This is a genomic window from Pantoea sp. SGAir0215, assembly GCF_043543215.1.
The window spans coordinates 652,710-668,408 of the sequence record NZ_CP028031.1 but is presented as its reverse complement, the minus strand read 5'-3'; the positions used below and the strand labels follow the sequence as shown (position 1 = coordinate 668,408).

At 53.9% G+C, this 15,699-nt stretch carries 16 protein-coding genes; 4 read left to right on the top strand and 12 right to left on the bottom strand.

Going from position 1 to position 15,699, the window contains the following annotated elements; all coding sequences use genetic code 11:
• Nucleotides 1–58: 58 nt before the first annotated feature.
• Nucleotides 59–868: a sugar-phosphatase gene (gene yidA, locus C1N64_RS03270; protein WP_172913530.1), complete on the top strand. Its 810-nt coding sequence runs from the start codon at nt 59–61 to the stop codon at nt 866–868.
• Nucleotides 869–976: 108 nt separating this feature from the next.
• A complete protein-coding gene (locus C1N64_RS03265; protein ID WP_263757262.1) occupies nt 977–2,230 on the top strand; it encodes a DUF3748 domain-containing protein in 1,254 nt (417 codons plus the stop codon).
• Here the strand turns inward: C1N64_RS03265 and C1N64_RS03260 are convergent.
• Nucleotides 2,211–2,573 (bottom strand): YceK/YidQ family lipoprotein, encoded by a 363-nt coding sequence (locus C1N64_RS03260; RefSeq protein WP_006121372.1) that lies wholly within the window; start codon nt 2,571–2,573, stop codon nt 2,211–2,213. The two genes, C1N64_RS03265 and C1N64_RS03260, sit on opposite strands and share 20 nt — an antisense overlap.
• Nucleotides 2,574–2,849: 276 nt before the next feature.
• Here C1N64_RS03260 and ibpA point away from each other — a divergent pair, with 276 nt between their 5' ends.
• Complete coding sequence (gene ibpA, locus C1N64_RS03255) at nt 2,850–3,266, top strand: small heat shock chaperone IbpA (protein ID WP_006121371.1); 417 nt, start codon at nt 2,850–2,852, stop codon at nt 3,264–3,266.
• Nucleotides 3,267–3,466: 200 nt separating this feature from the next.
• Here the strand turns inward: ibpA and C1N64_RS03250 are convergent, their stop codons facing one another.
• The 11 genes from C1N64_RS03250 to C1N64_RS03200 all read right to left on the bottom strand — a co-directional run bounded on the left by C1N64_RS03250 (nt 3,467) and on the right by C1N64_RS03200 (nt 14,825).
• Nucleotides 3,467–4,408 carry an Rpn family recombination-promoting nuclease/putative transposase gene (locus C1N64_RS03250; protein ID WP_394515490.1) on the bottom strand — a complete coding sequence of 314 codons (942 nt, stop codon included), beginning with the start codon at nt 4,406–4,408 and terminating at the stop codon, nt 3,467–3,469.
• Nucleotides 4,409–4,633: 225 nt separating this feature from the next.
• Nucleotides 4,634–5,545 (bottom strand): EamA family transporter, encoded by a 912-nt coding sequence (locus C1N64_RS03245; protein ID WP_394515247.1) that lies wholly within the window; start codon nt 5,543–5,545, stop codon nt 4,634–4,636.
• 158 nt (nt 5,546–5,703) lie between these two features.
• Nucleotides 5,704–6,954 carry a valine--pyruvate transaminase gene (locus tag C1N64_RS03240; RefSeq protein ID WP_394515246.1) on the bottom strand — a complete coding sequence of 417 codons (1,251 nt, stop codon included), beginning with the start codon at nt 6,952–6,954 and terminating at the stop codon, nt 5,704–5,706.
• 80 nt (nt 6,955–7,034) lie between these two features.
• Nucleotides 7,035–8,009, bottom strand: a complete 975-nt coding sequence (gene ghrB, locus C1N64_RS03235) for a glyoxylate/hydroxypyruvate reductase GhrB (RefSeq protein ID WP_394515245.1) — start codon at nt 8,007–8,009, stop codon at nt 7,035–7,037.
• 71 nt (nt 8,010–8,080) lie between these two features.
• Complete coding sequence (locus C1N64_RS03230; protein WP_039339172.1) at nt 8,081–9,361, bottom strand: MFS transporter; 1,281 nt, start codon at nt 9,359–9,361, stop codon at nt 8,081–8,083.
• Between the two features lie 33 nt (nt 9,362–9,394).
• Nucleotides 9,395–10,348 carry a sugar kinase gene (locus C1N64_RS03225; RefSeq protein WP_039339171.1) on the bottom strand — a complete coding sequence of 318 codons (954 nt, stop codon included), beginning with the start codon at nt 10,346–10,348 and terminating at the stop codon, nt 9,395–9,397.
• Nucleotides 10,349–10,357: 9 nt separating this feature from the next.
• A complete protein-coding gene (locus C1N64_RS03220) occupies nt 10,358–11,107 on the bottom strand; it encodes a sugar phosphate isomerase/epimerase family protein (protein ID WP_006121352.1) in 750 nt (249 codons plus the stop codon).
• 139 nt (nt 11,108–11,246) lie between these two features.
• Complete coding sequence (locus C1N64_RS03215) at nt 11,247–12,272, bottom strand: LacI family DNA-binding transcriptional regulator (RefSeq protein WP_205952433.1); 1,026 nt, start codon at nt 12,270–12,272, stop codon at nt 11,247–11,249.
• Between the two features lie 62 nt (nt 12,273–12,334).
• A complete protein-coding gene (locus C1N64_RS03210) occupies nt 12,335–13,324 on the bottom strand; it encodes a LacI family DNA-binding transcriptional regulator (RefSeq protein WP_394515244.1) in 990 nt (329 codons plus the stop codon).
• A 161-nt stretch (nt 13,325–13,485) separates the two neighbouring features.
• Nucleotides 13,486–14,148: an OmpA family lipoprotein gene (locus C1N64_RS03205; RefSeq protein ID WP_006121355.1), complete on the bottom strand. Its 663-nt coding sequence runs from the start codon at nt 14,146–14,148 to the stop codon at nt 13,486–13,488.
• Between the two features lie 116 nt (nt 14,149–14,264).
• The gene (locus C1N64_RS03200; RefSeq protein WP_164483237.1) at nt 14,265–14,825 is read right to left on the bottom strand and encodes a DNA-3-methyladenine glycosylase I; all 561 of its coding nucleotides are present in this window, start codon (nt 14,823–14,825) and stop codon (nt 14,265–14,267) included.
• 191 nt (nt 14,826–15,016) lie between these two features.
• Between C1N64_RS03200 and C1N64_RS03195 the strand changes: the two genes are divergently transcribed.
• The gene (locus C1N64_RS03195) at nt 15,017–15,622 is read left to right on the top strand and encodes a hypothetical protein (RefSeq protein WP_164482746.1); all 606 of its coding nucleotides are present in this window, start codon (nt 15,017–15,019) and stop codon (nt 15,620–15,622) included.
• Nucleotides 15,623–15,699 lie beyond the last annotated feature (77 nt).

Below are 15,699 nucleotides of genomic sequence, written 5' to 3'. Positions count from 1 at the left end.
GGTCAATGTGAGCTGAATCGCGCTAGCATTGCTGCAAACCCGACACAATGAGGATGCTATGGCTATTAAACTGATCGCAATTGATATGGATGGCACGCTGCTGAATCCGCAGCATGAGATCACCGCAGGCGTAAAATCGGCACTGAACCGCGCCCGGGAAAAAGGGGTTTCCATCGTGTTGGCGACCGGCCGACCTTATGTTGGTATTGAACGTTATTTAATGGAACTTGATCTCCATACGCCAGGTCAGTACTGCATCAGTAATAATGGCGCGCTTGTTCATCGGGCTGAAGATGGTGAAGTCGTCGCCGATGTAATGCTGGGCTTTGACGATTATATGTATGTTGAGAAGCTGGCCAGAGAACTGGGCGTGCATTTTCAGGCGTTTGATAAATCACACCTGTATACGCCAAATAAAGATATCAGCGAATTTACGATTCATGAAGCCAGCCTGACCGGCATCCCGGTACGTTATCGGGCCGTTGAAGAAATGGATCCGGCAACGCGTTTTCCAAAACTCATGATGATTGATAAACCCGCTCTGCTTGATGCGGCCATCGCCAGACTGCCTGAGCATGCGCACCAGACGTATACCATTTTGAAAAGCGCGCCCTACTATCTGGAAATTCTCGACCGTCGGGTAAACAAAGGTTATGGCGTAAAAATGCTGGCGGAGAAGCTGGGTTTGCAAGCGGAAGAGGTCATGGCGATAGGCGATCAGGAAAATGATCTGGCGATGATTGAATACGCAGGGACCGGCGTCGCGATGGGCAATGCGATTGATTCTGTGAAAAAAATAGCCCAGTTTGTGACCAAAACCAATATGGAAGATGGGGTTGCGCACGCCATTGAAAAATGGGTGCTTTAATCGGTTTCTTTTATGGGTAAAACCGCGCAGACAGGTCAGTCATCTGCACGGTTTTACCCATAACATCACTGCAACTGTCAAATAACGCGCCTGCTCACGAGTGCTTTCATGCCTGAAAAACAGATTACTTTTGCTCCTCGTCATCATCAACTGACCAACATCAACGTCTGGACGCCCGACAGCCAGTGGCTGGCCTTTGATGTGCGGCCTTCCGGCGCGTCGTTCACCGGTAAGACAATTGAACGCGTTAATGTGAATACCGGCGAAGTGGAAGTGCTGTATGAGGCAACGGCGGGCGCCCATGTTGGCGTGGTGACGGTTTGTCCCACCTTACCCGAGCGCTATGTCTGTATTCATGGGCCAGAGCATCCTGACGACAACTGGCATTATGACTTTCATCATCGCCGCGGCGTGATCATTGAAGCGGGTCAGGCCGCCAGTCTGGATGCATGCGATATCACGCCGCCCTTTACGCCAGGTGCTTTGCGCGGCGGTTCTCACGTCCATGTTTTTAGTCCGGATGGCTCGCGCCTCAGCTTCACCTATAACGATCACGTGATGCACGAGCTGGATATCAGTCTTGATCTGCGCAATGTCGGCATTGCCGTCCCGTTAAAAGCAGTGAAACCAGAAAAACAGCATCCGCGCGAATATGATGGCAGCCATTTTTGTGTAGTAGTCAGTGAAACGACAGCGCACCCACAGCCGGGCAGCGATCAAATCAATCGGGCCTATGAAGAGTGCTGGATTGGTCATCAGGGCTATGAAAAGCCGGACGGCAGCCGTCAACGCTGGGCCATCGCCTTTATTGGCGACACGCTTTCCGCGGCAGGAGACAAGCATCCCGAGGTGTTTGTCGTCGATTTGCCAGAGGCACTGGAAGCCTATGCCAAACCCGGCCACTCACCGCTGGAAGGGGACAGCCACCATCTACCTGCGCCACCAGCGGGGGTTCAACAGCGACGGTTAACCTATAGCAAGGGACTGGCGCAGCAACCTCGCCACTGGTTACGTAGCTCACCCGATGGCAGCGCTATCGCCTTTTTGATGGCGGACAGCCAGCAGGTGATTCAATTATGGTGGGTATCGCCTAACGGCGGTGAACCGCGCCAGATAACGCGGCTGAACCACAGCATTCAGTCTGCATTTAGCTGGCATCCTCGTGGTGAAGCCATTGCCTTTATTTGCGACAACAGCGTGATGCTGTGTCACTGGCAAACGGGAGAGTGCGAACGCTTAACCGCCCGCACCGGGTCGGCACCGTCCGGGGATGCGGTGGTCTGGTCACCGGATGGAAAAAAGATCGCTTTTATGCGGGAAAAAGAGGGCTGGCAGCACCTGTTTACTGTGACGGTTGCATAGCGGGCATGGGCTGAGCATGCGCCAGATTCTCCTCGGTGTGGGCCAGCTTTTCACTCTGAAGCACGCGGGCACGCGGCGAATCCAGGGCTTTATCCTTGTCGCTGCGATAGTAATCCCAGGGCAGTAACAGCGTATCCATGACGGCAGAAAAAGGCAGATCAACCAGCGCCAGGGGCTTTAGCGCCCAGCTGGCCTGACTGTCCGTCAGAATGTCAGCACTGGCACGTGTGCCCGGATAGTAGCCCTGACTTGCACCGGTATGCGTCATGACGCTGGAACATCCACCGGAAGCGACTGCGCAACACATCACGCCAGCCAACGGTAACCTTTTCATCATTTTCATATGTCGTCCCTTCGATTCTGGCACCTGATTGCGTGAGCGCACCAGCGTACCCTCTCAGTCATGAAGTCCGTTCTGGTCCGGCAATTTACCCTTGAGTGTATGCCATTTCGCCAGTTTGGCGAAAAAAATCACGCATCGGGTCTTGAAAGCCTGGCGTCTGCACCCATTTTCTAAACAGGGTCGTTAAGGCTGCCGCCGAAAGGGGCAATGCGGCCCTGCACAACCTGTCCAATAGTGGAAGGTTGCCAAAACTTGCTGACATTCAGGAGTCTTTTTATGCGTAACTTTGATCTGTCTCCCCTTTATCGCTCTGCCATCGGATTTGATCGCCTGTTCAACCTGCTTGAGTCCAATCAAAATCAGAGCAACGGTGGTTATCCCCCTTACAATGTTGAACTGGTTGATGAGAACCATTACCGCATCACTATCGCGGTAGCCGGTTTTGCTCAGAGTGAACTGGATATTACGGCCCACGACAACGTGCTCATCGTGCGTGGTGCGCATCCGGAAGAGCAGACAGAACGTAAATATCTCTATCAGGGCATCGCCGAGCGTAATTTCGAGCGTAAATTCCAGCTGGCTGACCATATCGTCGTGCGCGACGCGCGCCTGGAAAATGGTCTGCTGAGCATCGATCTTGAGCGTTTGATTCCTGAAGAAGCGAAACCACGCCGGATTGAAATTTTAAAATAAAGCGGCCGTGACGGCTGAGTAAACATGAGAACGGTCACAGCATACAGGTTGTGGCCGTTTTTTTATGACCGCGACAAGCAGATTGATGCGGATGCGGCGATGCGATCAGTGATGGCCTGATGGTAAGAAAACGAAAAGCATCAGGTCGCGTTGACAAACGCAGGCTTCACCTGTCCCGCGCCTTCTTTTGCAGGTTCAGATCAATGCTGAATCTGTGCCAGATCTGCTTCACTCAACCCGGTCATTTTCATCACGGTTGTTCTGTCCAGGCCATGCTGCAGCATAGTGCGCGCAACCTCGCGTTTACCTTCATTGCGGCCTTCACGTAAACCGGTCTGAATTCCCTGCTTAATTCCCTTATCAAAGCCCTTCTGCATACCTTTTTGTTCAAGCTGCTGTGCAATGGTCATAAGCGTGTCTCCGTGTTGCGGCACCCGCAGGGCCAGTTCCTGAATAAAAGCCTCGACGTCTGGGGTTTCACCCGCCTGCACAATGTAGTGCACCAACGATACAATCTGTGATGACGAAAGATAACCGGACAGCAGCACAGGGACAAGTCTGTCCATCAGATTTGCGAGATCGCGCTGATGGATGTGCTTTTGCAGCAGCGTCAGTGCCGCCATGCTGCGATGTTCCACAATCTCATCGTCAGGCATTACCGTAATATCAACCAGAGGGAAGCAAGTACTGTAGAGCCTGCGAGCCAGTGCCGGATGCGTAAAATCATCCAGCCAGCAGGTGGAATAAGGATAGGGTCTGCGTTTACCCATATAAAACAGCACCGGTATCACCAGCGGCAGCGTTTTATCGCCGGCATCCAGGTGGCGCTGCATGGCCGCGACCGCGTAGCGAAGAAGCCTGAACGCCATATGCCTGTCAGGTGAAGACTGATGTTCGATCAAGACGTACATATAGCCCTCACCCGCTGTCGTTTTGAGACTATACAGCACATCACTGAAATACTGCCGGAGATCCGCTTCAACAAAGGAACCGGACGCCAGTTTTAACGTCCGTAAGTCGCAAATCGCGCGCAGATCTGCGGGAAGATGAATTTCCATGAAATCGCGGGCAATGTCAGGTTGGGTGAGAAACTGACGAAAGGTTGCATCGTGTGGTGTTGGCGTTGCGTTTTTCTTCTTCATCATTGCTGGCCCGGTTATAAAGCACACGGGCGAAAGTCGTGATGAGTGAAAAGAGATGTCTGGCCGCCCTGGCAATGCGGATACTTCCATGCATCCGCATTGCTGTCCAGGCGGAGGTTTTATTCTGCGAGCGGGCTGCCAAAGCCAGCCCGAAAACGCGCGCATGCACAGGCATTTACGAAAGGGTAGTTACGTCGGGCACGTCAGTTTGACGAGTGGTAAGCGCTAATGTTGCGGCTGCCTGAGCCAGCGCTGACCAATCACGCCACCAAACATATTGACCAGCAGCCCGACAATGATGATTACAGCACCCACAATCTGCTGGCGTGATAAGGTTTCCCCCAGCACCAGGGCTGCCGAAACAATCCCAACAACAGGCACCAGCAGGGAAAGCGGTGCCACACGCCAGGTTTCATAACGGCTAAGCAACGTACTCCAGATGCCGTAACCCATAATGGTCGCCACAAAGGCCAGGTAAATCAGCGCCATCACCGTCTGTAGATCAATGTGCGTCAGACTGGTAATGATTGCCGACCAGCCTTCAAACAGCAGCGAACAGGCAAAGAAAGGAACGACGGGCACCAGCGCGCTCCAGACCACCAGCGACATAACCGGTACGGGATAATGCCGGGTGATGATTTTATTGGTGATATTCCCCAGTCCCCAGGAAAACGCCGCCGCCAGCATAAGCATCATAGTGGTCAGTGTTATGCCGGCGGCGCTCTGGCCAGCCATGCCGGAGGTGGCTAATAAAAAAATGCCTGAGGTGGCAATCAGCATGCCCGCAATGTGATTCCAGCGCAGCTTTTCGGCCAGAAACAGCGCCCCAAGCAGCAGCGTAAAGAACGCCTGCGCCTGTAATATCAGCGAAGCAAGGCCTGCAGGCATACCCAGTTTGATGGCCAAAAACAGAAACGCAAACTGCCCAAAACTGATGGTCATGCCGTAAAGTAAAAGCCACTTTACTGGCACAGCAGGACGGCGCACCAGTAAAAGGGCAGGAAAGGCAACCAGTGCAAAACGCAATCCCGCCAGCAAAAAGGGAGGCATGTTATGCAGACCCAGTTTTATGACAACGAAGTTCACGCCCCACGCAATCACTACACACAGGGCTAACAGCCAGTCTTTTCCCGACACCGCACTCTCCTTTTGCCCGCGCTGGCCCGCACGGCCATATGCGCATCACGTCTGTTAATAATGCAAAATGCCTTTGCGATCGGGTTAAGGCAGCGTTGCGCTTCATCAAGGCCGGCCGGATAGAGACGACGCCTTGTTGCCCGATCGGGTCTGTAGATTTAACTGTCGCGCCAGGCGATCTCCACTTCTTCAGCCAGAATCTGTATGGCGCGCTCAATGTTTTCCGCATCCGGTACATAATTCATGCGCATGCACTGGTGCGTGTGCGGCCAGTCATGCTCCAGACCCGGAAAGAAAAAGTGGCCCGGCACCATCAGCACGCCCCGAGCTTTAAGCCGCTGGTACAGCAACTCCGTACTGATCGGTAAATCCCGGAACCACAGCCAGAGAAAAATTGCCCCCTCCGGTTTATGGATCAGACAGCGTTCCGCCGATAAGTAGCGGCGAATAAGGGTGATCGTTTGCATCACCTTGTGCTGATAAAAAGGTTTAATCACTTCTTCAGACAAGCGCAGCAGATCGCCACGTTGAATCATTTCGCTGGCAATGGCCGGGCCAATACTGCCCGGTGCCAGGCTGATGATGCCGTTCATGTTACCGATCGCGGTAATCGTGCTCTCATCGGCGATGATGATCCCGCAACGTGCGCCTGGCAGACCGAGTTTGGATAAACTCATGCAGAGAATGATATTGGGGTTCCACAGCGGCCGCACATCACTAAAAATAATGCCGGGAAATGGCACACCATAAGCGTTGTCGATAAGTAACGGCACCTCATGCTGCTGCGCCAGCGCATCCAGTTGCAGAAGTTCGTCATCCGTAATGACATTGCCGGTTGGATTGGTCGGGCGCGATACGCAAATCAGCCCCACATCGTCATTCATGGGGAGATGTTCAAAATCGACGTGATACTTGAACTGCCCTTCCGGTAATAACTCTATGTTGGGCCTGGCAGAAATAAAGAGGTCTTCATCCAGACCCGCATCAGCGTAACCCAGGTACTCTGGAGCCAGAGGAAACAGCACCCGTTTTTTACTGCCGTCACTGCACCGCCCCGCGAACAGGTTGAAGAGATAAAAAAATGCGCTCTGACTGCCGTTAGTCAGCGCGATATTTTGCGCAGTGACAGACCAACCGCACTGCTTACGTAGCATTGCCGCCAGGGCATCCAGCAGCACGGCTTTACCGCGTGGACCATCGTAATTGCATAAGGCCTCACTCAGTTTGCCCTCGTCGTGCATCTGCTGCAGCAACTGCTGAAAATAATCGTTCATTGCCGGGATCTGTGCGGGGTTCCCGCCGCCAAGCATGATCGTGCCGGGCGTACGCAGGCCTGCGCCCATGTCTTCCATCAGACGTGAGATGCCGGAATGTTGAGTAAACTTGTCGCCGAACTGAGAAAAAGCCATAGCGGTTAAAAATTTGTAATAAAGAATGGGATAACCACCATAACGCCCGCTCCCGGCGGGCGCAATGGGCAGCCGCAGGATTACTTCAGCACCTGAGGATTCACGCAGTTCTTTTCAACCTTGCCGCTCAGGGCGGCAATGAGATTTTCTACCGCGTCCTGCATCATCCCATAGCGGGTTTCGTGGGTTGCAGAGCCAATGTGCGGCAACGTAACAACATTCGGTAACGACAGCAGCGGCGAGTCAGTCGGCAGCGGCTCTTTTTCGAAAACATCCAGCCCGGCGGCGTGGATCGTGCCCTCTTGTAGCGCGGTAATCAGGGCATTTTCATCTACCACTGGCCCACGGCCCGCGTTGATCAGCACCGCACTGGGCTTCATCATCGCCAGCTGTTCTGCGCCAATTAAATGATGCGTTTCTTCGGTAAGCGGCAGGCTGATGCAAACGAAATCGCTTTCTTTGAGCAGCGTTTCCAGCTCACACCGGCGGGCTGCAAACTGCGATTCGGCCTGGTCGTGCTGACGGCGCGCATTGTAGAGAATGTTCATGCCGAATCCGAAGTGCGCACGCTGGGCCAGCGCTATACCGATGCGTCCCATACCAAGAATTCCCATCGTCTTATGGTGCACATCCATGCCAAACCGGTCCGGACCAATACTTTTTTGCCAGTTGCCAGCTTTCACCCAGGCATCCAGCTCCGGTATACGTCTTGCCGTACTGAGAACCAGCGCCATGATGGTGTCGGCCACCGTTTCCGTCAGTACCGTTGGCGTGTGCATCAGCACTACCCCTCGCTGATTCAGGGCATCCACATCAAAGTTGTCATAGCCGACAGAAACGCTGGAACAGGCGCGCAGTGCGGGCATTTTGGCCAGCAACTCGCCGTTGACTTTTCCGCCCGATCCCAGCATTCCTTCGGCCTGTTGCAGTGCCTGCGCATGTTGCTGCTGGCTTTCGGGTGATAAATCGTTGATTTCGGTGATCGTGGCATAGTCTGCGAGACGCGCACGGAGATCGTCAGGCAATTTTTTATAAAGAATGACGGCGGGTTTCATCAGATAGCTTCCTGTAAATAAATGACGGGCAACACAAAGGTCGCCCGGAGAAGATGCTAACGCTTACGCTTTCAGGCCGGTTTCGCGCCTTGTAGCGGAGGCGCCTTATTTTGTGCGGGTTTGACGATAAGCGTCAGGACCACGGACAGCAGTAGTGCGCCACCCATAAAAATATAGGAGGCCGAAGGACTGCCGGTTGCCCCGTTCAGATAACCCACAATCCAGGAGCCGATAAACGAGCCCAACGCCCCCATACTGTTGATAAGCGCCATTGCGCCGCCGGAAACATTGCGGGGCAGCATTTCCGGAATAATGGCAAAGAACGGGCCATAAGGCGCGTACATCGCGGCACCGGCGACGACTAACAAGGTATAAGACAGCCAAAAATTGCCCGAACCTACCATGTACGAACCGAGGAAGGCGAAGGCACCCACCAGCAACAGTGGCCAGACAAACAGTTTACGGTTTTGCGTTTTGTCCGATGCCCAGGACACCACCACCATCGCAATCGTGGCTGCCAGATAAGGCACAGCCGATAACCAGCCCGCTTCCACCATGCCCATTTGTGTACCGTTGCGCAAAATTGAAGGCAGCCACAGGACAAAACCGTAAACGCCAATACTCCAGGCAAAGTACTGCATACAGAGAATGATCACGTTACGATTGCGAAAGGCTTCGCCGTAGTTGCGCACTGCTTTGATGCTTTCTTGCTCTTTTTGCAGCGCGGCCTGTAGCGCGGCTTTTTCTGCATCGCTCATCCAGCGCGCTTGCGCAGGCTTATCCTGTACCATAAACCACCAGGCAATGGCCCAGATCACCGCAGGAATGCCTTCGAAGATAAACATTTCCCGCCAGCCAAACGCTTCTATCAGATACCCTGAAACCACGGACATCCACAGGACCGTGACGGGATTACCGAGAATTAAAAAGGTGTTTGCCCGCGAGCGCTCAGATTTTGTAAACCAGTTACTGATGTAAATCAGCATAGCAGGCATTACCGCAGCCTCGACAACCCCCAGCACAAAGCGAATCGCCGCCAGCACAGGGATGTTGCTGACAACGCCGGTGAGTGAAGCACAGCCGCCCCACAACAGCAGGCACCAGAAGATCAGTTTTTTTACACTGCGGCGCTCCGCATAGATCGCCCCAGGGATTTGAAAAAAGAAATACCCCAGAAAGAACAACGCACCCAGCAGGGAAGACATTCCTTTGGTAATGCCCAGATCGTCATTGATGCCAGCGGCGGATGCGAAGCTAAAATTTGCCCGATCCAGATAGGCAAGACTGTAGGTGATAAACACGATGGGCATAATGAACCACCAGCGTTTAGGCGCGATAATCTGCGTTTTCATCGGGAACTCCTCTGTTTCTGTTTGCGGGCCGGGCTACACATCACCTAACTGCTGACGCGTCGGCAAACCTTCGCTGTCACCACTCACCTGAATCGCCAGTGAACCAATTTTGTTCCCCCGGCGAATCGCCTCTATCAGTGGTTTCCCTTCCAGCAATGCACTTATGACTCCCACGGCAAACCCATCTCCGGCCCCGACCGTGTCCACAACCTGATCAACTTTGATTGCCGCCACCTGGCCCTGCTCACCCCCGGCTGTCTTATACCAGGCGCCCTCGCCGCCGGTTTTAATCACCACCGCTTTTACCCCTTTATCGAGATAAAAATCGGCAATATCCTGCGGTTGGCGATAGCCGGTTAAGATGTAACCCTCTTTTTCACCGGGCAGTACCCAGTCTGCGTATTCCGCTAACAGATTGAGCTGCTTACGCATTTCCTCTTCGCTGCGCCACAGCACCGGACGCAGATTAGGATCAAAGGAAATTGTTTTACCCCGCGCCCGCATCTCTTTCGCAGCATGCCTGGTCAGCTCAAGCGAACTGTCTGATATTGCTGCCGCCACGCCGCTCAGATGCAAATGGCGTGCAGAGCCAAAATAATCGTGGTCAAAATCCTCGGGTGACAGATGACTGGCAGCGGAGCCTTTGCGGAAATATTCCACGAGCGGATCGGAACCATCATCCACTTTAGATTTAAGCTGAAAGCCCGTGGGATAGCGCGGATCGACGGTCACCTGACGATGGTCGATATTTTCTTTATCCAACACCTGACAAATAAAACGACCAAACGCGTCCTGTCCAATACGACTCACCCAGCCCACTTTCAGCCCGAGGCGTGCCAGACCGATGGCGACATTCAGTTCTGCACCTGCGGCGCGTTTGATAAATGTTTCTACTGCAGCCAAATCACCCGTTTCGCGGGCGACAAACATGGCCATGGCTTCGCCGATCGTGATGACATCAAGCGTACCGTTAGGATGAGTCGTCATTTTTACTCCTCAGACATTACGCAGCAGCGTCACATAATGGCGCGTAACCGCAATCAGATTGTCGCCTTCCAGCGGAAATTCAATACCGCGAGGGGCTCTCGCCGGTAGCCGATGCAACAGGTCTTGCCAGCCCGGTCCGGCATCGTCGAGCGCAATAGCGCGATAGCTTTTCCCCTGCGGCACCGCTGCTTTGACGTGCACGTAACCCACCTGGTCGGTCAACAGGACTGCAGCCTGCTCCGGGTTTTCGCCTGTCCAGTGCCAGTTCCCCATATCGAAAGTCATGCCAATCGGCAATGCCGCCTCACGGGCAGCGTTAAAAAAGCGCAGCATCGGTTGCAGTTTGCCGTGCACTGTCTGGTCATTTTCCACGGTCAGCGGCACGCCATATTCCGCAATCAGCATGCGCAGTGTTTCGCTGTACAGAGCCCCCGTAAAATTGCCCAGCGCCACCTTTAGTCTCTGCGCGTTTAGTTGACGAGCTTCGGTAAAATAACGCGTCAGCAAAGGGTTCAGCTTGCCGTCCTCACTGAACAAGGTATCGGGTACAGAATAGCTGGCGCGCAGCCGGTGCTGATCAATGGCCAGCGCCAGCGCGGGCAGGTCATCGAAAGTCGTGTCATCGAACAATTCGCGACGGATTTCCACACCGTCCGCACCAGCCTGCTGAATGATCGGTAAGAGCGCCCTTTGTCCGCCCAGCGCAGCAATCTGTTGATGTCCATAAGCCGCCGTGACGACGATAATTTCGGGCTCCATTGCGGACTCCTGAGGGGGAAAATCGGTATTAACGTTATAAAAACGTTAAATGGAACCGGTTCCAAAGCAAAGTAGCAAAATGCGGAATTATGATCGTGCTCACGAAGCGAGCACGTAAGTGAAGGGAACAATCTGAAAATTAGCGAAGACGCTGGCTTGATCCCCGGACAATCAGCTCACCCGAGAAAACCTGCTCACAGGGAGGATGATCGTGGCCTTCGATACGCGAAATCAGGCGCTCCAGCGCATGGTAGCCAATCTGCCAGGTGGGCTGTTTAAGCGTGGTAATCCCGACACCTGCCAGCGCCGCCCACTCCAGCTCATCAAACCCCAATAAACCCATATCGCTTCCCCAGTGCAAATTTAGACGCTGAAGGGAACGGGCCACCTGTAAGGTCAGCGCACCGTTTGCCACCATAACTGCGCAACGCCTGTCTGCATGACGCTGACAGAAGCCATGCAAGACGGTATCCATCACATCGGGCTGATGCAGCGAGACTTCTGCATTTTCATGGAGGATGGCCGGATGCGCAGCCAGACGCTGGCGAAACGCCTGCAGGCGCTCACGACGGGTATTCACGCTGCCTAAGGGTTCACTCAAAAACAGCAGCGCCTCATAACCGTTATCAATTAAGTGATCGGTGGCCGTTTCTGCCGCTTCAGCATTATTCAGGCCCACCACATCACAGGGAAAATCGGGGATTTTTCGGTCAATCAGCACCATCGGCAGCAAAGATTGCTGCAGCCGGCTCAGTACCTTTTCATGCATACCTACCGCGTTAACGACAATGCCTTCAACCTGATAGCTACTCAGCAACTGCAAATAATGCTGTTCAAGATCGACTTCATTGTTGGTGTTACACATAAGCAATGTAAAGCCGCAGGCACGACAGGCCGCTTCAATGCCGCACATAACGTCCACGGAATAGGGATTGGTGATATCGGCAATGATTAACCCGATTAGCCGGGTTCGCCCCCGTTTAAGCCCGCGCGCCATCTGGCTTGGCCGATAGTTAAGATCGCTAATTGCCTGTTCAATGCGCGCTTTTAAGTCGGGAGAAAGCAGATGCTGTTCGCCGTTAAGATAACGCGAGACGCTGGTTTTCCCGGTTTTTGCCGCGCGGGCAACATCGCTAATAGTGGCGCGAGAAGGCCTGATTTTCATAGAATATTCCGCAAATTACGCATGCCGCGAGACTACCACAGGCGTCCGGCATGACAAACACGTTAGCGCTGTGCGGGCAGTTGCAGACTGGGTTGCCACAAGACCTGTAGCCGGGCCAGCGGTGCGCCGTCCAGTAACTGCATCACCATGGTCGCAAGCTGTTCGCCTCTCTCCTGCTCACTGGCCTGACGAATCGCAATAACCGGAAAATCAATGATGGCGTCAACCGGGAGTCCATCCCAGGCTATCAAAGTGACGGCATCCTCACCCTGCAGTCGTCCTGCCTGCTGAAGCGCCATTAACGCGCCTTCGGCCAGCGTACTGCTATCGGTAATAATGGCCTGAGGTTGTAGCCCTTCAGCCAGCCAGGCGGAGACTTGTTGATACCCTGCGCGGCGCGAGGGAGCAACCGCCGCAGTGGCATAAGGTGGTACGGAATCCAGGGCGTTCAGGTAGCCCTGACGGCGATCGCGAACAAACGTACAGGGTTCGTTTCCCCCGAGAAAGGCGATGCGCTGCATGCCCTGGGTCAGGCAGTGTTTTACCGCCAGCGCGGAACCTGCGGCGTTATCGACATCAAACCAGGCATGATTTTGCTGTGCATCAGTGCGCCCCAGCGAGAGAAAATTAAAGCCCTTCTGCTGTAAGCAGCGCAGGCGTTCGTCCTGCGGCAAGGTGTGCGTGATGATTAGCGCATCGACCACGCGACTGCGTAGCATACGCATCAGTGAACGCTGTCCGTCACAGGGTTTGTCCGTCAGCAACAGCAGGTCGATATCATAGTGGGAAAGACGCTGGTCCAGCGCCAGTAATATCTTATTGAAATGGATATCGCTGAGGGGCGGGGCGCTCATCGGGTAGACGACGCCGACCGCGTTAGCGCGTCCGGTTTTTAAACGCCGGGCAGCTACATTAGGACGGTAGCCACGTCGCTGGGCTTCTTCTTCCACGCGCTGACGCGTGTGTTTTGCTACATCCTCATACCCATTCAGGGCGCGACTCAAGGTGGTTACGGAGAGCCCCAGGACTGACGCAATGGCTTTAAGTGACATGATGCGTTATCCATTGTTCAATTTGAACCATGCTGGCATAAAGCGTTAACTGGCACTGTGTACAGGCACCAACTGGAAACCTTACCGAGTTTATTGTCTAAAAATTGTCGAATAACTGACAGTAGCATGTCTTTCGCCCCCAGTGACAGGGGGCGAAATGATCAATTTAACGGGCTCAGCGTAATTTCAACCCGGCGGTTTTGGGCTTTGCCTGCTTCAGTGCTGTTGGTCGCAATGGGGCTGTCGGGGCCGACACCCTGCGTATGCAGACGGTCAGCCGCCACGCCCTGTACGATCAAGGCGCTGGCCACGCTTTCTGCGCGCTGTTGTGACAGGCGCATATTCAATGCGCGCGACCCCGTACTATCCGTATGCCCCACCACGTTTACGGCCGTTTTCGGATACTCTTTTAGTACCATTGCGACGCCGGTCAGGGTATTGGCACCGGCTGGCTTCAGACTGCTGCTGCTGGAATCGAAGGTCACATTGTTTGGCATATTCAACACAATATTGTCGCCTTGGCGCGTCACACTGACGCCCGTACCCTTCATTTTATCGCGCAGTTTTGCTTCCTGAACATCCATGTAATACCCCACACCGCCGCCTAAGGCTGCGCCGCTGGCGGCACCGATGAGTGCCCCTTTACCCCGATCTTTCTTCGAGGATGAAAGCACGCCCACACCGGCGCCGACTAATGCACCAAGACCCGCCCCCACGCCGGATTTTCCGGCCTGCGACTCGCCGGTATAGGGATTCGTGGTACAACCGGATATCACCAGGCTACCGCTGATTAATAACGAGATGGCAATCAATTTTTTCTGCATTATGTGTCCCTTGGGTTTCTCTAATCGGGGCGCCCCGGCCCCTTACTGGCCCTGATTATGCCGCGTAAAAGTGAGGGAAATCCTGAGACAATGTCTTATTTTGTAAAGGAGCGGTGTTAAATGTTATCAGGATGGCAAAAGCAGTTGGTTTGGTGATCGTTAATCAGGCCGCAGGCTTGCATAAAGGAGTAGCAAATTGTCGGACCGATGAATTTAAAACCACGCGTCTTTAATGCTTTAGAGAGTGCTATAGCCTGCGAAGAGGTGGTCGGGCTCTGTTTGTAATCCGCATAGTGGTGAACAATTGGCCGGTTATCGACGAACTGCCAGACGAAATGGGCAAAATCTTCCCCTTCCGCCTCCATCGCCAGCATCGCTCTGGCGTTGGCAATAATCGCCGCAATTTTACCCGGGTGACGAATGATGCCGCTGTTTTGCATAAGTTGGACAACGTCCTGATCGTTCATCAATGCCACCGCCTGCGGATCAAACTGGTGAAAGGCCGCGCGGTAATTCTCGCGTTTTTTCAGCACCGTAATCCAGGATAACCCGGCCTGTTGACCTTCCAGACACAGCATTTCAAACAGCGCCAGTTTATCTCTCTGCGCACGGCCCCACTCATTGTCATGGTAAGCCAGATAGAGGGGATCCTGCGTAACCCAGCCGCATCGTTGCATCATGGTATTCCTTTATAAAGCGCCAGTTTGTTGACCGATGGTAGAGGGAAACTGCCACCATTTGAACCCGCCACATGACAAAATGCGAGGCGGCTTCCATAGTCACCACCACATCCGTAAAGCATTGAAAGCGAAGGCAGCCCCACGCCAGGCGAATACAATGATAACGATAGTCATTTTCAGGTCATTCCATGCGTAACGAAGTCATTCTTATCGGCCGTGAAATCACGGTATTCCTTTTTGCCTCCCTGTTTATCACCTTCATGCTTGTCCCCCTCTATATGGATGTGGTGTGGATGGATAACGCGCTGCACGAAGCCTCTTTTACTGAAACCACACAGGAACTGTTGTTAGTCAGTCTCGCCGGCGCATTTTATATTGCCGCACGACACCGTCCCGACCAGTGCGGTGGATTAACCCTAATAGCCGGTTTTTACAGCTGTATGCTTATCCGCGAGCTGGATTTCTTCTTCGATCTTGTTCGTCACGGCAGTTGGGTGTGGTTTGCACTGGCGACCGCACTGGCGAGTTTCGCCGTCGCCATACGTACTCCCCGGCAGACGCTCCGTACGCTGACGAACCTGCTGCACCATAACCGTTGGCCCGTGATGGCGACCGGACTGATGATTGTGCTGGTTTTCTCACGTCTGTTTGGCATGAACACCCTCTGGCAACACCTGATGCCCGATCATTACAACCGCGGGGTAAAAAACATGGCCGAAGAAGGGATAGAGCTGCTGGGATACAGCCTGTGTTGGCTGGCCGGTCTGCGCTATCTGTGGCAAACCCGGCCGTGAACGCGCAAGTCTCTGTCCGCCCCACAGTTGCATAACAGGCGCTCGCCGGGGAGATCGCCGGCAACGCTTTTTCAGCG